Origin of the sequence: Edaphosphingomonas laterariae (genome assembly GCF_900188165.1) — a bacterium.
GTDB lineage: Bacteria > Pseudomonadota > Alphaproteobacteria > Sphingomonadales > Sphingomonadaceae > Sphingomonas_E > Sphingomonas_E laterariae.
Genome location: NZ_FZOS01000007.1, coordinates 73,824 through 91,325, shown reverse-complemented (window position 1 = coordinate 91,325; position 17,502 = coordinate 73,824). Strand labels below are relative to the sequence as shown.

The 17,502-nt window shown below is 67.0% G+C and carries 17 protein-coding genes and 1 tRNA gene; 9 read left to right on the top strand and 9 right to left on the bottom strand.

Features of this window, described 5'->3' with window-relative positions; all coding sequences use genetic code 11:
• Positions 1 to 45: 45 nt before the first annotated feature.
• The 5 genes from rodA to CHB74_RS08535 are packed head-to-tail and all read right to left on the bottom strand — an operon-like array spanning position 46 to position 5,658.
• Positions 46 to 1,146 carry a rod shape-determining protein RodA gene (rodA, locus tag CHB74_RS08555; protein ID WP_089219209.1) on the bottom strand — a complete coding sequence of 367 codons (1,101 nt, stop codon included), beginning with the start codon at positions 1,144 to 1,146 and terminating at the stop codon, positions 46 to 48.
• Positions 1,146 to 3,203 carry a penicillin-binding protein 2 gene (mrdA, locus tag CHB74_RS08550; RefSeq protein WP_089219208.1) on the bottom strand — a complete coding sequence of 686 codons (2,058 nt, stop codon included), beginning with the start codon at positions 3,201 to 3,203 and terminating at the stop codon, positions 1,146 to 1,148. The genes rodA and mrdA overlap by 1 nt, the downstream gene beginning before the upstream one ends.
• Positions 3,200 to 3,727, bottom strand: coding sequence for a rod shape-determining protein MreD (locus CHB74_RS08545; RefSeq protein WP_245842753.1), 528 nt, complete (start codon positions 3,725 to 3,727; stop codon positions 3,200 to 3,202). Before CHB74_RS08545 ends, mrdA begins: the two co-directional genes overlap by 4 nt.
• Positions 3,724 to 4,602, bottom strand: coding sequence for a rod shape-determining protein MreC (gene mreC, locus CHB74_RS08540; protein WP_089219207.1), 879 nt, complete (start codon positions 4,600 to 4,602; stop codon positions 3,724 to 3,726). Before mreC ends, CHB74_RS08545 begins: the two co-directional genes overlap by 4 nt.
• A 15-nt stretch (positions 4,603 to 4,617) precedes the next feature.
• Complete coding sequence (locus tag CHB74_RS08535; protein WP_089219206.1) at positions 4,618 to 5,658, bottom strand: rod shape-determining protein; 1,041 nt, start codon at positions 5,656 to 5,658, stop codon at positions 4,618 to 4,620.
• 104 nt (positions 5,659 to 5,762) lie between these two features.
• On the opposite strand from CHB74_RS08535, the gene mutL reads away from it, so the two are divergent.
• Positions 5,763 to 7,526, top strand: coding sequence for a DNA mismatch repair endonuclease MutL (mutL, locus tag CHB74_RS08530; RefSeq protein ID WP_089219205.1), 1,764 nt, complete (start codon positions 5,763 to 5,765; stop codon positions 7,524 to 7,526).
• 137 nt (positions 7,527 to 7,663) lie between these two features.
• Here mutL and CHB74_RS08525 read toward each other — a convergent pair whose 3' ends face one another.
• Complete coding sequence (locus CHB74_RS08525; RefSeq protein WP_245842750.1) at positions 7,664 to 8,239, bottom strand: hypothetical protein; 576 nt, start codon at positions 8,237 to 8,239, stop codon at positions 7,664 to 7,666.
• Positions 8,240 to 8,318: 79 nt separating this feature from the next.
• On the opposite strand from CHB74_RS08525, the gene CHB74_RS08520 reads away from it, so the two are divergent.
• Entirely contained in the window at positions 8,319 to 8,870 is a 552-nt protein-coding gene (locus CHB74_RS08520) for a retropepsin-like aspartic protease family protein (protein ID WP_089219204.1), read from the top strand.
• A 27-nt stretch (positions 8,871 to 8,897) separates the two neighbouring features.
• On the opposite strand, the gene CHB74_RS08515 is transcribed toward CHB74_RS08520, so the two are convergent.
• The gene (locus tag CHB74_RS08515) at positions 8,898 to 9,308 is read right to left on the bottom strand and encodes a DUF3597 domain-containing protein (RefSeq protein ID WP_089219203.1); all 411 of its coding nucleotides are present in this window, start codon (positions 9,306 to 9,308) and stop codon (positions 8,898 to 8,900) included.
• Positions 9,309 to 9,470: 162 nt separating this feature from the next.
• Between CHB74_RS08515 and CHB74_RS08510 the strand changes: the two genes are divergently transcribed.
• From CHB74_RS08510 to CHB74_RS08500, 3 genes are all read left to right on the top strand, one after another.
• Complete coding sequence (locus CHB74_RS08510; RefSeq protein WP_089219202.1) at positions 9,471 to 10,583, top strand: S-(hydroxymethyl)glutathione dehydrogenase/class III alcohol dehydrogenase; 1,113 nt, start codon at positions 9,471 to 9,473, stop codon at positions 10,581 to 10,583.
• Positions 10,584 to 10,605: 22 nt separating this feature from the next.
• Positions 10,606 to 10,986: a VOC family protein gene (locus tag CHB74_RS08505; RefSeq protein WP_089219300.1), complete on the top strand. Its 381-nt coding sequence runs from the start codon at positions 10,606 to 10,608 to the stop codon at positions 10,984 to 10,986.
• Positions 10,987 to 11,100: 114 nt separating this feature from the next.
• On the top strand, positions 11,101 to 11,664 hold the full coding sequence (locus tag CHB74_RS08500; RefSeq protein WP_089219201.1) for a DUF1993 domain-containing protein: 564 nt from the start codon (positions 11,101 to 11,103) through the stop codon (positions 11,662 to 11,664).
• A gap of 196 nt (positions 11,665 to 11,860) precedes the next feature.
• On the opposite strand, the gene CHB74_RS08495 is transcribed toward CHB74_RS08500, so the two are convergent.
• Positions 11,861 to 11,936: transfer RNA gene (locus tag CHB74_RS08495), tRNA-Ala, on the bottom strand.
• A 99-nt stretch (positions 11,937 to 12,035) separates the two neighbouring features.
• The gene (locus CHB74_RS08490; RefSeq protein WP_089219200.1) at positions 12,036 to 12,353 is read right to left on the bottom strand and encodes an FYDLN acid domain-containing protein; all 318 of its coding nucleotides are present in this window, start codon (positions 12,351 to 12,353) and stop codon (positions 12,036 to 12,038) included.
• Between the two features lie 113 nt (positions 12,354 to 12,466).
• On the opposite strand from CHB74_RS08490, the gene aroA reads away from it, so the two are divergent.
• The 4 genes from aroA (at position 12,467) to rpsA (ending at position 17,451) form a co-directional block, all read left to right on the top strand.
• Positions 12,467 to 13,828, top strand: coding sequence for a 3-phosphoshikimate 1-carboxyvinyltransferase (aroA, locus tag CHB74_RS08485; RefSeq protein WP_089219199.1), 1,362 nt, complete (start codon positions 12,467 to 12,469; stop codon positions 13,826 to 13,828).
• Positions 13,829 to 13,844: 16 nt separating this feature from the next.
• A complete protein-coding gene (locus CHB74_RS08480; protein WP_245842748.1) occupies positions 13,845 to 14,816 on the top strand; it encodes a proline iminopeptidase-family hydrolase in 972 nt (323 codons plus the stop codon).
• A complete protein-coding gene (gene cmk / locus CHB74_RS08475) occupies positions 14,816 to 15,457 on the top strand; it encodes a (d)CMP kinase (protein ID WP_089219197.1) in 642 nt (213 codons plus the stop codon). The genes CHB74_RS08480 and cmk overlap by 1 nt, the downstream gene beginning before the upstream one ends.
• A 293-nt stretch (positions 15,458 to 15,750) precedes the next feature.
• Positions 15,751 to 17,451 carry a 30S ribosomal protein S1 gene (gene rpsA, locus CHB74_RS08470; protein ID WP_089219196.1) on the top strand — a complete coding sequence of 567 codons (1,701 nt, stop codon included), beginning with the start codon at positions 15,751 to 15,753 and terminating at the stop codon, positions 17,449 to 17,451.
• The last annotated feature ends 51 nt before the right edge of the window (positions 17,452 to 17,502 follow it).

The following is a 17,502-nucleotide window of genomic DNA, read 5'->3' as shown; positions in this document are numbered from 1 at the left end:
CTTAGCATCGGCCGGAGAGGAATGTAAACCGCCTTTTCGAACTTTTTATCGCCCGGCCTTTTCGGCGCGGTCGATCGCCATCAGCAGGCCCAGGCAGATCATCACCGTCATCACCGCCGAACCGCCGAAGGAGACGAGCGGCAGAGGGATGCCGACGACGGGCGCCAGGCCCATCACCATCGACAGGTTGATCGCGACATAGAAGAAGATCGTCATCGACAGGCCCGCCGCAGCCAGCCGGCCGAAGCGGCTGCGCGCGCGCAGCGACACCCGGATCGCCCAGTTCACCACCAGCAGGAAGGCGGCGATAATGAACAGGCCGCCGACGAAACCCCATTCCTCCGCCATCGTGGCGAACACGAAATCGGTGTGGCCTTCAGGCAGATAATCGAGGTGGCTTTGCGTGCCATTGAGGAAGCCCTTGCCGAAGATGCCGCCCGATCCGATCGCGATCTTCGACTGGCTGATATGATAGCCCTTGCCCAGCGGATCCATTTCGGGATCGAGGAAGATCAGCACGCGGTTGCGCTGATAATCGTGGAGCGAGAAGAAGATCACCGGCAGTGCGGCAAGAAACAGCGCGCCGGCCCCGATATAGAGGCGCAGCGGCAACCCGGCGAGGAAGGTGACGACAACGCCGCCCAGCAGGATCATCGTCGCGGTGCCGAGGTCCGGCTGGACGAGCACGAGCAGGAACGGCAGGCCGATCAGCACCGCCGCCGGCCAGATCGCGCTGAACCGGCGGATTTCGCCCGACGGCAGCAGATCATAGAATCGCGCCATCACCAGCACGATCGCCGGCTTCATCATCTCCGACGGCTGGATGCGGATGAAGCCGAGATCCAGCCATCGCTGGCTGCCCCCGCCGACGAACCCGAAAATCTCGACCGCGACCAGCGCAAGCAGGATGATGCCATAGATCGGAAAGGCCGCCGCCTTGATCTGCTCCTCCCGCACGCGCGACAGCAGGATCGCGCCGAACAGGAAGGCGCCAAAGCGGATGCCCTGCGAAAGCGCCCAGGGCTTCAGGCTGCCCCCGGCGGCCGAATAGAGCACGATGAGGCCGAAGCCGCCGATCGCCAGCACGGTGAAGATCAGCTTCCACGGCAGCGTCGCCAGCGGCGCGGGAACAAGGGGATCACGCATCAGTCGGTCTCAAGCGGTTCATTGCCGGCAGCAGCAGCATTGCCAGCGGACGCGGCGGCCCTGCCAGCGGGCGCGGCGGCATTGGCCGCCGGCGCGGATGCGGTCGTCGCGGGTGGCGCGGCGGCCTCCGCCGACGCTGGCGCCGGCTTATCGCGATTGCCCCACTCGGCCGCCTCGCGCGCCATCCGCGTCTCGATATTGCCGCCCCAGCCCTCCTCCATCTTGTCGAGCGTGGCGAGCGCCTTGGCCGGATCGTAGAGATAGGTCAGCACGTCGCGGGCGATCGGCGCGGCGACCGCCGAGCCACCAATGCCATGTTCGATGACGACGGCGGCTGCGTAGCGCGGATTTTCGACCGGGGCGAAGCCGATGAACAATGCGTGGTCGCGATATTTCCACGGCACGCCTTCGCCGCCGAACTTGCCGCCGCGCGCGCGTTCCGCCGCCGTGATGTTGCGCACCTGCGCCGTGCCGGTCTTCCCCGCCATCTGCACATCGGCCAGCGGCAGGCGCGATCGGCCGGCGGTGCCCGGCCCGTTGACCACGTCGCTCATCGCGGAGCGGATAAATTCGAGATGTTCGGGATCGATATCCAGCGGCTCGCCGGCCTTGAGCGGGCTGCGCGCCAGCAACCGCGGCATCAGCATCCGCCCCGAAGCGATCCGCGCCGACATCACCGCAAGCTGAAGCGGGTTGGACAGCATATAGCCCTGCCCGATCGTCGCGTTCACCGTGTCATAGGTCGCCCAGGCCGTCTTGAAGCGACGCTGCTTCCACGCGGTATCGGGCACCGTGCCGTAACGCTGCGAGGCGACCGGCAGCGGGAATTCCGCCCCGAGCCCCAGATTGCGCATCATCGTCGCGATCGCATCGATGCCGATCTGCTGCGAATAATGGTAGAAATAAACGTCGCAACTCTGGTGGATGGCGCGCCGCATATCGACATGGCCGTGGCCGCCGCGCTTGTGGCAGTGGAAATAGCGATTGCCGAGGCGGTAGCGCCCCGTGCAGACCACCGACTGTTCGGGCGTGATGCCGGCGCGCAGCAGCGCCAGTGCCACCGCGGGCTTTACCGTCGATCCCGGCGGATACAGGCCCTGCAACGTCTTGTTGAGCAGCGGCAGGTGATCGTTCGCGCGCAGCATCGCATATTCGGAATGGCCGATGCCGTCGGAAAAGCTGTTGGGATCGTATGACGGCATGGATGCCATGCAGAGCAGATCGCCGGTGTGACAATCCATCACCACCACCGATCCGCTGTTGGTGCCGATGCGCCGCGCGGCATAGGCCTGCAGCCCGGCATCCACCGACAGGCGCAGCGTGCCACCCGGCTCGTCCGACCGGGTGTCGAGATCGCGCACGATCTTGCCGCGCGCGGTCACCTCGCTGCGCTTGGCGCCGGGCTTGCCGCGCAGCACCGGCTCCATCGTCTTTTCCAGCCCCTCCTTGCCGATCTTGAAGCCCGGCGTGATCAGCAAGGGATCCTTGTTCTTCTCATAATCCTTGGCCGAGGCGACGCCGACATAGCCGATCAGATGGCCGACGGCGGCACCGGCCGGATAATAGCGCGTATAGCCGCGCGCGGGCGCGACGCCCGGCAGCTCGCTCTGGCGGACGCTGACCGCCGCAAAGCGTTCATAATCGATCTTCTCGGCCACCGGCACCGGGCGGAAGCCGGCGGCATCCTTCAGATCGTCGCGAATCCGCTGCATCTCCTCCTCGGGCAGGGCCAGCAGGCGGCCCAGCTCGGCGAGGACGCGTTCCTCGTCCTGCAGCTGATCGGGGATGATATCGACGCGGAAATCGGTGCGGTTGATCGCCATCGGCTTGCCCTGGCGGTCGATCAGCCAGCCGCGCCGTGGCGGGATCAGGATCAGCTGGACGCGGTTGTCCTCCGCCATCAGCTTATAGCGTTCATTCTCCGCGACGGAGAGCCACGCCATCCGGCCGGCCAGCACCGTGCCCATCGCGAATTGCGCGCCGCCAAGCACCATCGCCCGACGGGTAAAGGTGAGAAGCTGCTGCTGTTCGGTGACGATCCGGGGGCCGCGTTTCACCGGGCCAGTCGCCAGCGATCAAGGGCCGCGCACAAACGCATCGCGGCCGGGAAAAGCAGGATGGTGATAACGGCCTGCGGCACGATGGACAGCAAATTTCCTCCGCCGGTGGTGAACGCGACCAAGCCAACGCCGCCGCCCAGGCAAAACAGGATCGCCGCCGCCGCCGCCAGCCAGTCCATCCAGTAATCGCGCCACACGGCCCGATTGTCCATCATGTCGAAGGCGACGAAGACGATTGTCCACAGCGCCATCGCCGATCCGATCGGCTGGCCGCTGAACAGATCGTCGAACAGGCCCAGCGGCAAGGCGATCCAGCTCGGCCACATTTCAGGCCGCAACAGGCGCCAGGCGAGCAGCAGTAAAAGGCCGATCGGCGGCAGCATCGGCCAGTCCGCCACGATCGGCAGCAGGGTGACCAGCGAACCCGCCATGACGGAGACGATCGGCACCCAGCGCGCGCGGCGCGGGAGCAGATCGACATCGTCGAGGCCGATGACGCGCTGGCGCGGACCGCTGGTCATGGCGCCGTATTGGCCGGCGGCGGAGGCGGCAGATCGGGCTGGAAGGGCTTGAGCACGACCGCGAAATCGAGCTTCGCGGGGTCGGCCAGCGGCATCGCTTCGGCGCCGTCGCGGCTGACCTTGGTCACCACGGCCACCGGGATGCCGGCGGGAAAGACACCGCCCGCCCCGGTCGTCATCACGACATCGCCACGGCGAAAGGGCGACGCGCCCGCGATCAGCGGCCGCAGGTCGATCCGGCCATTGCCCTGCCCCGTCGCCAGCGCCGCGACACCGCTGCGGATGATCTGCACCGGCACGGTGCTGCTGGCATCGGTGATCAGCAATGCGCGCGCGGAAATCCGCCCGGATTCGACGACGCGACCGATCAGCCCTTCGGCCGAGCGCACCGGCTGCCCGGTTTTGACGCCCGACGATCCCCCGGCGCTCAGCGTCACCAGCCGGCGCGAACTGCTCGCCGTCGATCCGACGATACGGACCACCGCCACAGTCTCGCGGCCGTCGCCGACGATGCCGAGCAGGCGCTTGAGCCGACGATTTTCGAAGTCGATCGCGCGGGCCTCGACCAGCTTGGCGCGCGACGCTTCCAGCTCGCGCCGCAGTTCCGCATTTTGCGAGCCGGCGCGCCAATAAGCCGAAATGCCATCACCCGCCGAACCGACCCCATCGACCGCGCTACGCGCGGCGCCGGTGATCGGCGCGGTCAGATCGGTCGCGGCCGAGCGCAGGACGGCAAAGCCCTGCGGGTCGAAGCGCGCGGCCGCCAGCAGCAGCAGCGCGACGACGATCCCCGCCACCGCGACGACATAGGCCGCGAACAGGCCATATTGCGCACGGCGCGAAAATCCCGGCCGCCTGAGGCGCGGTGGCGCCATCGCCGACCGCCCCGCTTAGGCGGTCTGGAGCACGCCGCGGAACGCCGGATCCTCCAGCGCGCGGCCCGTTCCGAGAGCAACGCAGGTCAGCGGATCCTCGGCGATGGTGACCGGCAGGCCGGTTTCCTCGCGGATCACCTCGTCAATGCCGTTGAGCAGCGCGCCGCCCCCGGTCAGCACGATGCCCTGATCGACGATATCGGCGGCCAGTTCCGGCGCCGTATTCTCGAGCGCGATGCGAACGCCTTCGACGATCGCCTGCACCGGCTCCGACAGGGCCTCGGCAATCTGGCTCTGCGTGATCGTGATTTCCTTGGGCACGCCGTTCACGAGGTCGCGGCCCTTGATATGGATCGTCTCGCCACGGCCGTCGGCCGGCATGCGGGCGACGCCCATTTCCTTCTTGATCCGCTCCGCCGTCGATTCGCCGATCAGCAGATTGTGGTTGCGACGGACATAGGACGCGATCGCCTCGTCCATCTTGTCGCCACCGACGCGGACCGACGTCGTGTAGGCAAGACCGCGCAGCGAAAGCACCGCGACTTCGGTGGTGCCGCCGCCGATATCGACGACCATCGAACCCACCGGCTCGGTCACGGGCATGTCGGCGCCGATCGCGGCGGCCATCGGCTCCTCGATCAGCCACACCTGGCTCGCGCCCGCGTTCGACGCGGCATCGCGGATCGCGCGGCGTTCCACCTTGGTGGAGCCCGAAGGCACGCAGATCACGATTTCCGGGAAGCGCGGAAAACGGCGCTTGCCGTGCACCTTGTGGATGAAGTGCTTGATCATCTGTTCGGCGACGTCGATGTCCGCGATCACGCCGTCGCGCATCGGGCGGATCGCTTCCATGCTCTCCGGCGTCTTGCCCATCATCAGCTTGGCGTCGTCACCGACGGCGCGGACCTTCTTGATACCGTTGGTCGTTTCGATCGCGACGACCGACGGCTCGTTGAGGACGATCCCGCGTCCCCGAAGATAAACGACCGTATTGGCCGTCCCGAGATCGATCGCCATGTCGTGAGACATGAACTTGAACCATCGCGTAAGTGACATCAGTAGGCCCGTCCGTGGAAGCTGCGCAGCGACCGCGCTTTACATGCCGGGTGACAGGGAAATGCGGGTCGCGGAATGCCCGCGCTTGGGCTAGAGCGCACCCCATGTCAATACGCCGCCTGCCCGAGCATCTGGTGAATCGTATCGCGGCCGGCGAAGTGGTCGAACGGCCGGCCAGTGCGTTGAAGGAACTTGTCGAGAACGCGATCGACGCCGGATCCTCCCGCATCGCCATCCACTTATCCGATGGCGGCCTCGCCCGGATCGAGGTGGCCGATGACGGCTGCGGCATGGACCGCGACGAAATCGCCCTCGCGCTGGAACGCCATGCCACGTCCAAATTGCCCGACGATGCGATCGAGGCGGTGGCGACGCTGGGCTTTCGTGGCGAGGCACTGCCGTCGATCGCCAGCGTTTCGCAGCTTACCATCGAAAGCCGGGTGCGCGGCGCGGACGGATGGGCGCGCACGGTGGACAATGGCGCGGTGGTGACCGAGGGGCCGGCCGCGATTCCGCCGGGCACGCGCATCCGCATGGAAGGGCTGTTCGATCGGGTGCCCGCGCGACGCAAATTCCTGCGATCGCCGCGCGCCGAATATGCCGCCTGCATGGATGCGATCCGCCGGCTTGCCATGGCGCGGCCCGATATCGGCTTTTCGGTCGAACATGACGGCCGGCGCGCGCTTTCGGTGCCGCCGGGCGAGGACCGCGCGCAGCGGGTGGCGGCGCTGACCGACCGGGCACTCGCCGAAAACAGCGTCGCGATCGATTATGTGCGCGGCGAGGTGACCTTGCGCGGCGTCGCCGGCCTGCCGACCTTCAACCGCGGCGTCGCCGATCATCAATATCTGTTCGTCAACGGCCGGCCGGTGAAGGACCGGCTGCTCGTCGGTGCGCTGCGCGGGGCCTATCAGGACATGCTGGCGCGCGACCGGCATCCCGTGGTCGCGCTGTTCATCGACCTGCCCGGCAGCGAGGTCGACGTGAACGTCCACCCGGCGAAAACCGAGGTGCGGTTCCGCGATCCGGGCCTTGTGCGCGGGCTGATCGTGGGCGGCTTGCGCGCGGCGCTCGACGCTGCCGGCCACCGCAGCGCGCAATCCGCCTCGCCCGCCGCGATGGGATCGTGGCAGAGCGAGCCACTCGCGCCATCCCTCCCCGCCCCGACCGGCTGGGCCGCCCCGCCCCGCCCGGTGCAGGGATCGGTGTGGGATCACGCCCCCGGCTTCGCGATCCAGCCGCAGGCGCGCGCCGAACCGGCCTTCGCCGCACCACCCGAGCCCAGGGAATTCCCGATGGGCGTGGCGCGCGGCCAGGTTGCCGCCACCTATATCGTCGCCGAATCAGCGGACGGGCTGGTGCTGGTCGATCAGCATGCCGCGCATGAACGGCTGGTGCTGGAACGCATGCGCCGGGCGATGGCCGATGGTGGCGTCGCGCGGCAGGCGCTGCTGCTGCCCGAAGTGGTGGAACTGGACGAAACCGCCTGCGACCGGCTGGAGGCCCGCATCCCCGAACTGGCCGAAATGGGGCTGGAACTGGAACGATTCGGCCCCCACGCGATGCTCGTGCGCGGGGTGCCGGCGCTTTTGGGCCAGAGCGACGCCAAGGGGCTGGTGACCGACCTTGCCGACGAACTCGCCGCCTTCGGCGAGGCGCTGTCGCTGAAGGAACGGCTCGATTCGGTGGCTGCGACCATGGCCTGCCACGGATCGGTCCGTGCCGGCCGCGTGCTTTCGGTCGCCGAGATGAACGCGCTGCTCCGCGAGATGGAGGTCACCCCCCATTCGGGCCAGTGCAACCATGGCCGGCCGACCTGGATCAAGCTGGGCCATGCGGACATCGAAAAGCTGTTCGGCCGGAAATAAGGGCGGCCAAATCCTACAAAGTTGAGGAAGTTGAGGCTTGCCAGCGCATATCCTCAACCCGCCCCAAACCGACGCATCACCCTGATAATCCGACAACAGCAACCTACTACAACAGGCCCGCTGTAGGACAATCCGACCTAGCGACAGCGCAGCCTCGCGCCATCGACGCGCCGCAGACGCACCTCTGCCCCGCGCAGTTCGGCCTGAACGAACGGCCGCCACGACGATCGCGGGCTGGCGGACGGAGCGACGGCGATGACCTGCCCGCCGGCATCGATCAGCACCACCCGGCCCGGCCCGACCGCCGCCTGCGCCGTATCGGCCAGCGGCTTGGGGCAACCGAGCGTGCGCGTTGGCGCAGGCGCGGCCTCCATCATGTCGAGCAGCGCCATGCGTTCGGCATAGGCATCGCGCAGGCAGGGCTGCTGATCGCGCGCGCGGGCACAGGCATTGCGCCGCGCGAACCATTGCGCCTGCGGTTCGATGAAAGGCGGCGGCCGATCGAGCAGCGCGCCTTTGGAGCGGAGGAACGCGTGCAGCCGATCATCCGCCGCGCGCAGTGCCGGATCGGCGCAGACTGCCGCATCGACAACGAAGGTGGAGGTGGCGCAGCCCGCCATATCGCCCGGCGTAGGCGGCGGCACCGCTTCGGCCGGAACGGTGGAGAGCCCGGCCCATGCCAAAGCCAGCATCACCCAGCGCCTGGCCACCATGCCGCCCTCCTGTTCCGATCGCCCGCTGTTTACCACATGGCCTAACCGCGCCGAAGCACTTGCGCTTTATGAGTGAGGCATGTTCGCACGCCTGCTGATCGCAACCATTGCCGCCGGCGCCATTGGCGGCTGGCTGATGGCGGGCGGCCCCGCGCCCACCGATACACCCAAACCGCGCCCGGCGACCGAGGTCAGCGCGGCCAAGATGGCGCCGACGATCGCGCACGCGCCATCGCCGCCGCCATCCGCGACCAGCGGCTATGGCGGCCGCGAAATCGTGATCGAGCGGAAACCCGACGGCCATTATTATGCCGACGCGACGATCAACGGCCAGTTGGTCCGCTTCCTGGTCGACACCGGCGCGACCACCGTCGCTTTGACCGAGGAGGATGCGCGCCATGTCGGCCTCGCTTTCTCGACGAGCGAGTTCAGCGTCATCGGTCGCGGGGCATCCGGCGATGTGCGCGGCAAGAATGTGACGATCGACCGGATCAGCCTGGGCCATCTGGAAGCGACCAGGGTGCGCGGCGCGATCATCGGCAACGGGCTGGACGTGTCGCTGCTCGGCCAGTCCTTCCTGTCGCGGATCGGATCGGTGCGGATCGCCGACGACCGGATGACGCTGCGCTGATCACGCGGCCGCCGGCGGCACCGGCGATCAATCCATCAGTTCGGCCGGCACCTTGCCGCCATTTTCCGCCAGCGCCTTCATCACCGCCTTGTGGAGCGCGATATTCTGTTCGGCGCTGCCATCGGCCCCGGCGCGGACATTGAGTTCGCCTGCCAGTTCCTTGCGCGCGGCAAGGCTGGAATCGAGCCCGAGGAGCGTCAACAGATCGACGATCGAGGTGCGCCAGTTGCTCGGCCGCCCGGCGGCTGCGGCCTTGGCGGTCAGGATTGCCTCCACATCCACCGGCGCCGCCGGTGCGGGCGCGGGTTGCGCGGGCGCCGCTGCTGGCTTGGGCGCCGCCGGCGCGGCTGCGGTTTCTTCCTTATGCCCGCTGAACTGGCCGCCGAGGGGGCCCTTGTCACCGAAAATCGCGCGCTTGATCGATCCGAAGATGCTCATGTCCGCTCCTCCGCCTTGGCTGGGTGGAAGCAACACAACGAAGCGAGGCCCGGAAAGGATGCAGGCCCGCGCGATCATGCGGAATGACGGCGAAATGATGCTGGCCGCAGCCCGCGCGAGGCAATATGCCTCTGGCAAAGATCCATTCCGGGAGTCCGTTCCATGAAGACCCGCGCCGCCGTCGCGTTCGAAGCCAAGAAGCCGCTCGAAATCGTCGAACTCGATCTCGAAGGCCCGAAGGCCGGCGAAGTGCTGGTCGAAATCATGGCGACAGGCATCTGCCACACCGATGCCTACACGCTCGACGGGTTCGACAGCGAAGGCATCTTCCCCAGCGTGCTGGGCCATGAAGGCGCGGGCATCGTGCGCGAGGTGGGCGCGGGCGTGACTTCGGTGAAGCCGGGCGATCATGTCATCCCGCTCTACACCCCCGAATGCCGCCAGTGCAAAAGCTGCCTTTCGGGCAAGACCAACCTGTGCACCGCGATCCGCGCGACGCAGGGCAAGGGGCTGATGCCCGACGGCACGACGCGCTTCAGCTATAAGGGCCAGCCGATCTACCATTATATGGGCTGTTCCACCTTCTCGAACTTCACGGTGCTGCCCGAGATCGCGGTGGCGAAGATCCGCGAGGACGCGCCCTTCCAGACGAGCTGCTATATCGGCTGCGGCGTGACGACGGGCGTCGGCGCGGTGGTCAACACCGCCAAGGTGCAGGCGGGCGAGAATGTCGTCGTCTTCGGCCTGGGCGGCATCGGCCTCAACGTCATCCAGGGCGCCAAGATGGTCGGCGCCGACAAGATCATCGGGATCGACATCAACGCCGATCGCGAGGAATGGGGCCGCAAGTTCGGCATGACCCATTTCATCAACACCAAGGGCCTTTCGCGCGAAGAAACCGTGGCGAAGATCCTCGAAGTCACCGATGGCGGCGCCGATTACAGCTTCGACGCGACCGGCAACACCGAAGTGATGCGCACCGCGCTGGAATGCTGCCATCGCGGCTGGGGTGAATCGATCATCATCGGCGTGGCCGAAGCCGGCAAGGAAATCTCCACCCGCCCCTTCCAGCTCGTCACCGGCCGGGTGTGGAAGGGCACCGCGTTCGGCGGCGCCAAGGGCCGGACGGACGTGCCCAAGATCGTCGACTGGTACATGAACGGCAAGATCGAGATCGACCCGATGATCACCCATGTGCTGAGCCTGGAGGAGATCAACAAGGGCTTCGAGCTGATGCACGAAGGCAAGTCGATCCGCTCGGTCGTGGTTTTCTGATAAAAATAAGGAGAGGATGCCGATGTTTACCCATGTGATGGTTGGCGCGCACGACGTCGCCAAATCCAAGACCTTCTACGACGCGGTGCTCGGCGCGCTGGGCGCCAAGCCGGGCTTCGCGGATGACAAGGGCCGTGTGATCTACATGCACGACAATGCGATGTTCATGATCACCAAGCCGATCGACGGCGAGCCCGCGACCCACGCCAATGGCGGCACGATCGGCTTCCGCGCCGCATCGCCCGAGCAGGCGGATGCGTGGCACGCGGCCGGCGTGGCCAATGGCGGCACGAGTTGCGAGGATGCGCCCGGCTATCGCGAGTCCGCGATGGGCCCGCTCTACCTCGCTTATCTGCGCGATCCGGCTGGCAACAAGCTCTGCGTGCTGTTCCCGCCGGCCTGACGCCGCGCGGACCGGGATGGATGGGCTCCGGCTTCGGCCGGGGCCTCGACCCGGCGAAGGCGCGGGCGGGAGAAATTGCGCCGAACCACCCCCCGATACGGAAAGCGGATCAGCATGACACTGCCGGATGTTCTTTGGCCGACCTATGTGCAGATGCTGGGCGCGCTATCGTCCTGGCTCGACAAGGCGGAGGCGCAGAAGCCGGGCGGTGCCGCGGATGCGCTGCTCAGCGCGCGGCTGGCCGCCGATATGTTCCCGCTGTCCACCCAGATCCGCTTCGCCTGCGTTCAGGCACAGGAAGGCGTGTCCCGCCTGCGCGGCGAGCCCCTCCCCCCGTCGATCGAGACGCTGCTGAACGAGGGCCGCAACGCTGCGGAAGCCCCAGGCTCGATCGCGGATGCGCGGGCCAGAATTGCCGAGACGGTGGCGATGGTGGAAGCCGCGGCGAATGCGCCGACCCTGCCCCCGGAGAGCCCGGTCGCGCACGCCTTGCCGCAAGGCATGGTGTTCGATCTTACCGCCGGGCAATATGTGCGCGACTGGGCGCTGCCGCAATTCTACTTCCATGTGATGGCGGCCTACGCGATCCTGCGCGCGCAAGGCGTGGAACTGGGCAAGGCCGATTATGTCGCCCACATGTTCGCGTTCCTGCGCCCTGGCACCCACCCCGCATCATAAGGCACCGGGCGCGGCGCCCATGCGCCGGCAGCCAAGCGCCAGCGAAGGCGCGTGATCGGAAAGACGCGCGACACCGCGCCCAGCGGCGATGAAAATCGCCCTCTGCGAAGGTGTCCGCCTATGGCGTTAGCGATCAGATCGTGGGGATATGCCGCCCGTCACATGCAAGCGCAAGGGGGCGAGCTGATTAGGAAAATGGTGGAGCCGAGGGGGATCGAACCCCTGACCTTCGCAATGCCATTGCGACGCTCTCCCAGCTGAGCTACGGCCCCGTTTTCCATTTTTTCCGCCGGTTGGGCCCGGCGGGGAGGCGCTCCACTAGGCGGGTTCGCCTCCCCCTGCAAGATGATTTTTCGTCGAACCGAATTTTTTTAATTCTCGTCGTCATCCCCGCCCGTCGCAACGCCGATATCGTCGTCGCCGCCCAGATCGACATCGTCGTCGGGGCTCGGTTCGGCATCCTCATCGATGTCCAGATCGTCGTCGGACAGATCCGCATCGGGCTTGTTGTCGTCATCCGTCTTCTTGGGCGCGTCGAACGGCAGCGGCTGCTTCGACTTCAGGATGGGATCGGGTTCCCACGCCGTGCCGCATTCGATGCAGGTGACGGGATCTTCCTTGCCAAGATCGTAAAAGCGGGTGCCGCATTTCGGGCAGGTCCGCTTGGTGCCCCATTCAGGTTTCACCACGGCTATGAGACTCCATGGAAAGGAATTGGATAAAGACCCCCGAACCATCGGTGCGAGAGCGAAACGCCGGGCGCCTTGCCATAGCGGGGGGCCGCTGTCAAAAGCCGCGTCCAATGAACGCCCATAGCTCCCCCTCCTCGCCCCTGTCCGTCGCCTTCTCCGCGCCCGCGCCGCTTGCCGGCCGCGTGCGCGTTCCCGGCGACAAATCGATCTCGCACCGTTCGCTGATGCTGTCGGCGCTGGCGGTGGGCGAAAGCGTGGTCGAAGGGCTGCTGGAGGGCGAGGACGTGCTTGCCACGGCCGCCGCGATGCGGGCGATGGGCGCCACGATCACCCGTGGCGACGATGGCCGCTGGCGCATCCATGGCGTCGGCGTGGGCGGGCTGCTGCAACCGCAGACCGCGCTCGACATGGGCAATTCGGGCACGTCGACGCGCCTGCTGATGGGGCTGATCGCCAGCCACCCGATCACCGCCACCTTTGTCGGCGATGCATCGCTGTCGAAGCGGCCGATGGGTCGCGTCACCGATCCGCTGGGCCTGATGGGCGCCGAATTCACGACCAGTCCGGGCGGGCGCCTGCCGCTCACCATGCGCGGGATCTGCCCGGCCGTGCCGATCGAATATCGCCTGCCGGTGGCATCGGCCCAGGTGAAATCGGCGATCCTGCTCGCCGGCCTCAACGCGCCCGGCATCACCCGCGTCATCGAACCCGTGCCGACCCGCGACCATAGCGAACGGATGCTGCGCGGCTTCGGCGCGAACCTGACGGTCGAGGAAGCGGCCGACGGGACGCGGACGATTTCCATCCATGGCGAAGCGGAACTGAAGCCGCAGGCGATCACCGTGCCGGGCGATCCTTCGTCCGCCGCCTTCCCCGTCGTCGCGGCACTGCTGGTGCCGGGATCGGACGTGACGGTCGAGAATGTCGGCCTCAACCCCACCCGCGCCGGCCTGTATGAAGTGCTGCGCGCGATGGGCGGCGACATCCGCTTCACCGACGAGCGCGTCGTGGGTGGCGAACCCGTCGCCGATCTCGTCGTCCGCCATTCCACGCTGCGCGGCATCGAAGTGCCGCCGGCGATCGTGCCGAGCATGGTGGACGAATTCCCGATCCTGTTCGTCGCTGCCGCCTTTGCCGAAGGCCGCACGGTGATGCGCGGGCTGGAGGAACTGCGCGTCAAGGAATCGGATCGGATCGCGGTGATGGCCGAAGGGCTGCGCGCGATCGGCGCCCGTGTCGAGGAATTGGAAGACGGCCTGATCATCGACGGCACCGGCGGCACGCCGCTGGCCGGCGGCGCGACCGTGGCCGCGCATCTCGACCATCGCATCGCGATGAGCTTTGCCGTCGCCGGGCTGGTTTCGAAAGATCCCGTCATCATCGACGACATGAGCCCGGTTGCGACCAGTTTCCCGGGTTTCGCCGCCATGCTAGCCTCTTTGGGGGCCGAAAGCCGGCCCGTCGAAGCATAACAGGCCGGACATGAAGATGGATCGCAGGACCACGCTGGCATCCGCCGGCGCCGCCATGCTGACTGCCAGCACCAGCGCGCTGGCCACCACCACGCCGGATGTTCGCGCCGAGCGGGAACAGATGGTGCCGGTGCCGGGCGGCCGCGCTTATGTGCGGATCAACGGCGATCTCGCAGGCCCGCGCCCGCCACTGGTGATGATCCATGGCGGCCCGGGCGGATCGCACGGCGCCTTCCTGCCCGCGCTGCCGCTCGCCGCCGATCGCGCCGTCATCCTCTACGATCAGCTCGATTGCGGGCTTTCCGACAAGCCGGGCCAGCCCGCCAACTGGACGGTGCCGCGCTTCGTCGACGAACTGGAGGCGATTCGCGCCGCACTCGGCGTGCCTCGCTGGCATGTGCTGGGCCATAGCTGGGGCGGCACCGTCGCGCTGGAATATGCCGCGCGTCAGCCGAAGGAACTGGCCAGCCTCGTCCTGCAAGGACCGCTGATTTCGACCCGCGCGTGGATGGACGATGCCGCCACGCTGCGCGGCCAGCTGCCCGAACATGTGCAGGCGGTGCTTGACGCATGCGAAGGCCCCAAGCCGCCCAGCAAGCTCGAATGCGATGCGGCGGTGGATGCCTTCTACCGGCGCTTCTGGCGGTTGAAGCCGCTTCCCGCCTGGGCCGCCGCCTATGAAAAGGCGCACGGGCTGAAGCTCGCGGAAAATATCTACAACGCGATGTGGGGGCCGAACGAGTTCCGCGCGACCGGCACGCTGGCCGATTATGACGGCGAGCCGCTGCTCAAGCGCATCGCCGTGCCCACATTGTTCCTGATAGGCGATTCAGACGAAGTGACACCTACCACTGCCCGCCGGCTGACCGCGGCTACCCCCGGCGCCGCACTGGAAATCATCGCGGGCGCCGCCCATCGCACCCAATCGGACCAGCCCGAAGTCTATTGCGCGGCGCTGCGCAACTGGCTGGCGGGGAGCGACGCATAATGATCATCGCCGTCGACGGCCCCGCCGCATCGGGCAAGGGCACCATCGCCCGCGCGCTCGCCGCGCATTACGGCCTGCCCTGCCTCGATACCGGCCTGCTCTATCGCGCGGTCGGCCTGCAGGTGCTGCGCGCCGGCGGCGATCCCGAAAAGGAAGCGGACGCGCTGGCTGCCTGCGCCTTCGATGATGCCCTGCTCGACGATCGCGAGTTGAAGACCGAGGCGGCCGGCGCCGCCGCATCCAAGGTTTCCGCGATTCCCGCCGTGCGCGCCGCCCTGATCGACCGGCAACGCGCCTTCGCCGCGCGGCCGGGTGGCGCGGTGCTCGACGGGCGCGACATCGGCACGGTGATCGCCCCCCATGCCGACGCCAAGCTCTATGTGAAGGCGACGCCCACGGTGCGCGCGCGTCGCCGGCATGACGAACTGGTCGGGCTGGGCCACGAAATCAGCTTCGACAAGGTGCTCGCCGATATTCGCGCGCGCGATCTGCGGGATACGACGCGGGCGACCGCGCCGCTGCGCCCTGCCGACGATGCCGCCTTGCTGGATACCAGCTATATGGATATAGACGCGGCCGTCGATCGGGCGATTTCGCTCGTGGACGCCCAGATCGGGAACCGCCGCCAGGCCAACCCGTAAGGCGCAAGGGGGCACCCGGCAGACGATGCCGGCGGCCCTGTTGCGTCCTTTTGGCTTTCCGCGAATCCGTCGTTCGAAAGATGCTGCATGGGCATGGGGCCCATGTGGCGGTTCGGCCACGACCGGGATCGCTTCAGGCATGGGGCCTGCGGCGCGAAACCCGGTTTCATTTATGACGAGAGCCTGCTTGCCGCTTTGGGTTGGAGCGCGCGGCGTTTCATCCCCGATCGAACAGGCTCAAGACCTCCGGAAACAACCGGATGGCCGGCAACCGTCAGTCAGGAAGCAAGTATATGGCCACTACGGCAAATCCTACCCGCGATGATTTCGCGGCTCTTCTCAGCCAGACGCTCGGCGACGAACAGGGCTTCGAGGGCCGCGTCGTCAAGGGCACCGTCACCGCGATCGAAAACGACATGGCCGTCATCGACGTCGGTCTGAAGTCGGAAGGCCGCGTCGCGCTGCGCGAATTCGCGCCGGCGCCCGGCCAGAAGGCCGAACTGCAGGTCGGTGACGAAGTCGAAGTCTATGTCGACCGCGTCGAAAATTCGCACGGCGAAGCGATGCTGTCGCGCGACCGCGCCCGCCGCGAAGCCGCGTGGGACAAGCTCGAAGCCGAATTCGGCCAGTCGACCCGCGTCGAAGGCGTCATCTTCGGCCGCGTCAAGGGCGGCTTCACCGTCGACCTCAACGGCGCCGTGGCCTTCCTTCCGGGCAGCCAGGTCGACATCCGCCCGGTGCGCGATGTCACCCCGCTCATGGACATTCCGCAGCCGTTCCAGATCCTCAAGATGGATCGTCGCCGCGGCAACATCGTCGTGTCGCGTCGCGCCGTTCTGGAAGAAACCCGCGCCGAACAGCGCACGGGCCTGATCCAGTCGCTGGCCGAAGGCCAGGTGATCGAAGGCGTCGTCAAGAACATCACCGATTATGGTGCGTTCGTTGATCTCGGCGGCATCGACGGCCTGCTGCACGTCACCGACCTCAGCTACAAGCGCGTCGGCCACCCGAGCGAAATGATCAACATCGGCGACACGGTAAAGGTGCAGATCATCCGCATCAACCGTGACACCCAGCGCATCTCGCTCGGCATGAAGCAGCTCGAGAGCGATCCGTGGGAAGGCGCCGCCGCCAAGTACCCGATCGGTGCGAAGTTCTCGGGCCGCGTGACCAACATCACCGAATATGGTGCGTTCGTCGAGCTCGAGCCGGGCATCGAAGGCCTGGTCCACGTTTCGGAAATGAGCTGGACCAAGAAGAACGTCCACCCGGGCAAGATCGTCTCCACCTCGCAGGAAGTGGACGTCGTGATCCTCGAGGTCGATGCCGACAAGCGTCGTATCTCGCTGGGCCTGAAGCAGGCGATCAGCAATCCGTGGGAAGCCTTCGCCGAGAAGCACCCGGTTGGCTCGACCGTCGAGGGCGAAGTCAAGAACGCGACCGAGTTCGGCCTGTTCATCGGCCTGGACGGCGACGTCGACGGCATGGTTCACATGTCGGACATCGCCTGGGGCGTTTCGGGCGAGGAAGCCCTGGCGCTGCACCACAAGGGCGAGACGGTTCAGGCCGTCGTGCTCGACATCGACGCCGAAAAGGAGCGCATCTCGCTCGGCATGAAGCAGCTCGAGCGTGGCGGCGTCGTCGCGACGGGCGGCGACAAGCTGAACAAGAACGCGGTCATCACCGTCACCGTCCTCTCGGTCGGCGATGCGGGCCTCGACGTGCAGGCGGGCGATGATGGCGCCGTTGGCTTCATCAAGCGTGGCGATCTCGGCCGCGACCGTGACGAGCAGCGTCCGGAGCGTTTCCAGGTCGGCCAGAAGTTCGACGCGATGGTCACCGGCTTCGATCGTTCGAAGAAGCCGACCTTCTCGATCAAGGCGATGCAGATCGCCGAAGAGAAGCAGGCCGTGGCGCAGTATGGCTCGTCCGACTCGGGCGCGTCGCTGGGCGACATCCTCGGCGCGGCGCTGAACAAGGCGCGCGGCGAGTAATCGCTTCGGCCTTGAGCCAAGAAAAGAAGGGCGCGGACCACAAGGTCCGCG